The following is a 4,652-nucleotide window of genomic DNA, read 5'->3' as shown; positions in this document are numbered from 1 at the left end:
GGGTCGGGGGCGGGACGCGGATCAGGAAAAGGGGAAAGAGGAGACGGGGACTACTCGGTTTTGAGTTCCAGGCGGGCGACCACGCGTTCGCTCACGTGGTGGTTGTTCAGCGTGAACCCCGCCCTGCGGAACATCTCCACCGTCCCCGTGTAGACCTCGGCGCTGGGCGCCCGCCCTCCGGCGGTGTCCACCGGATAGGCCTCCAGGACGCGCGCGCCGTTGGCCCGGGCGTACTCGATCGCCCCGTCCAGCAGGCGGCTGCCCAGGCCGCGCCTGCGCCGACGGGGCGGGAGCCAGAAGCAGACCAGCGACCACACGCCGGGCTCACGGGGATCGGCCGGGCGCAGGGACCGCGACCGCGACAACCGGATGAAGTCCTCCCGGGGCGCCACGGACACCCACCCGCAGGGGCCGTCCTCGTCGTAGGCGAGCAGGCCGGGCACCCGCCCGTCCAGGGTCAGGCGCCGCAGCTCCTCCTTGTTGTCCACACCGCGCTGGGAGCGGTCGCAGGAGGTGCTCGCCGTGTGGTCCTTGGCCCGCCTCCGGAAGAAGGTGCACCAGCAGTGCCCGTAGGCTCCGGTCGGTCCGAACAGGTTCTCCAGGTCTTCCCACCGCTCGGCGGTGGCGGGCTCGATTGAGACGATGGACATCGGACTCCCTCGACGAGACACACGGGCCGCCACAACTGTGATCCAGCACACTAGCGATTATTCGCCGTGACCGAAAGAACACAGATGCACTGAAAAGCCTTACCTGGTGGGTTCTGTCATCTAATGACCCGTTGAAGACGCCGGTGGGGCGGGGGATGCGTTCTCCCCCGCCCCACCGGCGAACGGACCGGAACCCCGTCCGGGGCACGGGACGGCTCGGGGCCCGTGCGGCGCGGGCCCCGACCAGCGGCCCTCAGACCTTGTCGGTCTCGGCCGCAGCCTCCCTCTCCCTGGGCTCCCAGCACTCCACTCCGCGCAGGTCGGGCAGCCGGTCCCGCGTGAACACGGGGTCGATGCCCTGGCGCCGCTGGTCGTTGTAGTCCTTGAGCACCCGTGCCGCGATCGCGGCCAGCGGTGTGATGGCCACGAGGTTGATCAGCGCCATCATGCCCATGGTCGTGTCCGCCAGCGTCCAGACCAGGTCGATCGAGCCCAGCGAGCCGAGGAAGCTGGCCACGAGGAAGACGATCTTGTAGCCGAGCATGACGCGCCGGTCGGCGGTCAGGTACTCCAGGTTCGATTCGCCGTAGTAGTAGTTGCCCAGCACCGACGTGAACGCGACCAGGAGGATGATCAGCGTCATCAGGTGCAGCGCCCAGGGGCCCAGGGCCTCGGTGACCGCGATCTGGGTGAGGTCGCCCTCCAGCTCGCGCTCGGAGCCGCCCTCGTAGCCGATGAGGATGATGAAGGCCGTGATGGAGCAGACCACGAGGGTGTCGAAGTAGACGCCGAGGGTCTGCACCAGGCCCTGCTTGGCGGGGTGGGTGACGGCGGCGCTGGCCGCGGCGTTGGGAGCCGATCCCAGGCCCGCCTCGTTGGAGAACATGCCCCGGCGCACGCCCTGGATGATCACCGTGCCCAGACCGGCGGCGGCGAACTCGCGGATGCCGAAGGCGTGCTCGAAGATGAGCGCGAACATCCCGGGGACGCGCTCGAAGTTCATCCCCACGATGATAACGCCCATGATCAGGTAGATCAGCGCGAAGGCCGGGATCAGCGCCTGCGCGGTGTTGGCGATCCTGCGCACACCGCCGAAGATCACCATCGCGGTGACCGCCACGAGCACGACCCCGACCGCGGCCGACAGCCCCAGGCCCGCGTCCACGTTCATGTTCTGGGCGGAGTTGGTGACGGCCCCGGCGATGGTGTTGCTCTGCACGGCGTTGAAGACCATCGGGAAGGTCAGGATGAGGACGATGGCGAAGAGCACGCCCATCCAGCGCTGGCCCAGGCCCTTCTCCATGTAGTAGGCCGGTCCGCCCCGGTAGCCGGTGGAGTCCCTGACCTTGTAGAGCTGGGCCAGGGTGGACTCGACGAAGCTGGCCGCGCAGACCACGATCGCCATCGTCCACATCCAGAAGACGGCGCCCGGGCCGCCCAGGGAGATGGCGACGGCCACGCCGACGATGTTGCCCGTGCCGATGCGGGCCGCGGCCGAGATCATGAACGCCTGGATGGAGGAGACCGCCTTGCCCCCGTCAGGAGCGGTCTCGGGCTTGCTCTTGAGCACCCGGAACATCTCCGGGAGCATCCGGATCTGGACGGCGCCCGTCCGGACGGTGAGGTAGAGGCTCACCACCACGAGGAGCGGGATCAGGATCCAGGACCAGAAGAAGTCGTTGTTGAACGTCGCGATGGCGTCTGTCAGACGCGCGTCCAGGGTTGGCGCTTGGTCGGCAGGCAACACGGGGAGGGGCTCCTTCGCTCCATAAGAGGACAACCGCTCCCACATACCCCTGAAGTACGCAGAATATCACCATCCGGGACACGCCGTGCCCGGATGGTGATGTCCCCGTTATCCGCCTCCGGTCCGCGGAGCCGCCCCGGAGGACCCCGCGCGCGGCCGCGGGCTCAGCCCTCGTGGACCAGGTCGGCGTAGGACGGGTTCTTCTTGAGGTAGGCCCGCGCGAAGGGGCAGATCGGCACGATCTTGAGCCCCCGCGACCGGATGTGGTCCAGGGAGTCGCGCATGAGGCGGCTCGCCACACCCTTGCCCTCGAAGGAGGGGTCGACCTCCACGTGCGGCAGGGCGTACACGCCCTTGTCGATCAGGTGGTAGGCGGAGAACCCCACCACCGCCCCGTCCGCGCTCACCTCGTAGCGCGAGCGCTCCGGAACGTCGACGACCGTCAGGTCCATGGCACTCTCTCCCACTCCCCGTGTTCGCGCACGCGGTGTGCGCGGGCCAATGACCACGTTCCCACACATAACCGCCGCGCACACCCCGGTCACGCGGTGACCGTCCGTGACCGGGACGGGCCGCGGTCCGCCCGGACCGCCCCGGCCGGACGGGCGGCCCGGGCCATACGGGGCCCGAGCCACACAGGCGGCCGGGTCACACGGCGGGCCGCACGGACGGCCTCGGCGTCACGGGAGACCGGGCCGCACGAGAGACCGGGCCTCACTGGCGGGCCGCACGGGCGGCCGGGTCACCAGCCCCGGCGGGCGGGCCGCTCCGCCTGCCCCGAGGCGGTCGGGTACCGGTCCCGCGTGCGGTAGACGACGTAGGGACGGAAGAGGTAGCCGATCGGCGCGCTGAACGCGTGCACCAGGCGGGTGAAGGGCAGCAGGGCGAACAGCCCCAGGCCGACGAGGGCGTGCAGCTTGTACGGGGCCTCGGCGGCGGACATCGCCGCGACGTCGGGCTGGAGCACCCAGATGGAGCGGAACCACGGCGACACCGTCCGCCGGTAGTCCTGGGTGTGCCCGCCCGCCACCTCCACCCCGGCGAAGTAGGCGGTCATGCCCAGCCCGGTGACGATGGCCAGGACCAGCACCAGGTACATGAGCTTGTCGTTGCGCGTGGTGGCGCTGAACACCGGCCCCGTCGTGCGGCGGCGCCAGATCAGCAGGACGATCCCGCCGAGCGTGCACACCCCCGCCACCAGCCCGAGCGACAGGGCGGTGACGTGGTAGACGGTGTCGGACACCCCGAGCGCCCGGGTCCAGCCCTCGGGCACGAGCAGCCCCACCGCGTGGCCGCCGATCACCAGGAGCAGGCCGATGTGGAACAGGGGGCTGCCGATCCGCAGCAGCCTGGACTCGTACAGCTCCGACGAACGGGTGGTCCAGCCGAACCGGTCGTACCGGTACCGCCAGACGAGGCCGCCCACCACCAGGACGAGGACCGCGTAGGGCAGGACGCCCCACAGCAGCAGGTCGAGCGCGCCGTACCCGTTCACCGCTCCTCCCGGTCGTACCCGGGGGCCTCGGTCCGCGGCAGCGGCGCCCGCACCCCGTACGGTTCCAGGCCCACGTCCTCGGCGGGCGGCCCCTGGGCCGCGAGCCTGCGCACGGCTTCCAGGTCCCCGCGCTCCTGGGCGGGCAGGGTCATGCGGACCGCGTCCACGATCCGCGCGTAGGGCGTGCCGTGGTCGTGCAGGGTCCGGGCCATCAGCTCCAGACCCGGCCGGAAGCGCAGCAGCAGGGCCTCGCCCGCGCGCGCGTCGCCCCGGGCCGCGAACTCCAGGACCACCGCCAGGTGGTCGGGCAGCTCGCGGTTCTCCACCCGCCACCCGGCCTCGGCGTAGACGCGCTTGATCTCGGCCAGGGCGTGCCCCCTGCGGCGGGTGTCGCCGTCGGTGTAGTAGGTCATGTGCAGGGTCCTGCGCCTGCGCAGGTCGAACACGTCCACGTAGTGCTCGCACAGCTCCAGTTCGGAGACGGTGGAGGCGTGGTCGCAGAACTCCTGGAGCGCCGCGCGCACCCCTCCCCTCGGCAGCTCGGCGACCGCGCGGGCCACCAGCGGCAGGCGTTCGAAGAAGGCCTGGTCGGGGTAGCCGAGCAGGACCGAGGCGGCCTGGTGGGTGACCGCCACGCGGTGCGCCCGGCGGATGGCGCGCGCCTCCCCCAGCCACCCGGTGCCGCTCCGTACCGTCCCGTCCGCTCCCCCTGCGTCAGCGGTGGTGCTCATCCTCTCCCCCTCCTCGGCGGCGCGGTCTC

General features: G+C 70.9%; 5 protein-coding genes. All 5 read right to left on the bottom strand.

Translation table 11 applies throughout. The annotated features are described in order from the left end of the window. Window positions 1–50: 50 nt before the first annotated feature. On the bottom strand, window positions 51–650 hold the full coding sequence (locus tag DQW06_RS09845) for a GNAT family N-acetyltransferase (RefSeq protein WP_013155419.1): 600 nt from the start codon (window positions 648–650) through the stop codon (window positions 51–53). Between the two features lie 253 nt (window positions 651–903). Beyond that, window positions 904–2,397: a sodium:alanine symporter family protein gene (locus DQW06_RS09840; protein ID WP_013155420.1), complete on the bottom strand. Its 1,494-nt coding sequence runs from the start codon at window positions 2,395–2,397 to the stop codon at window positions 904–906. 164 nt (window positions 2,398–2,561) lie between these two features. Next, on the bottom strand, window positions 2,562–2,849 hold the full coding sequence (locus DQW06_RS09835) for a GNAT family N-acetyltransferase (protein ID WP_013155421.1): 288 nt from the start codon (window positions 2,847–2,849) through the stop codon (window positions 2,562–2,564). Between the two features lie 290 nt (window positions 2,850–3,139). Beyond that, on the bottom strand, window positions 3,140–3,892 hold the full coding sequence (gene narI, locus DQW06_RS09830; RefSeq protein WP_013155422.1) for a respiratory nitrate reductase subunit gamma: 753 nt from the start codon (window positions 3,890–3,892) through the stop codon (window positions 3,140–3,142). Next, window positions 3,889–4,623, bottom strand: a complete 735-nt coding sequence (gene narJ, locus DQW06_RS09825) for a nitrate reductase molybdenum cofactor assembly chaperone (RefSeq protein WP_013155423.1) — start codon at window positions 4,621–4,623, stop codon at window positions 3,889–3,891. Before narJ ends, narI begins: the two co-directional genes overlap by 4 nt. Window positions 4,624–4,652: the final 29 nt, after the last annotated feature.

The organism is Nocardiopsis sp. TNDT3, assembly GCF_003427465.1.
Classification (GTDB): Bacteria; Actinomycetota; Actinomycetes; order Streptosporangiales; family Streptosporangiaceae; genus Nocardiopsis; species Nocardiopsis dassonvillei.
This window is presented reverse-complemented; position numbering and strand designations above follow the sequence as displayed.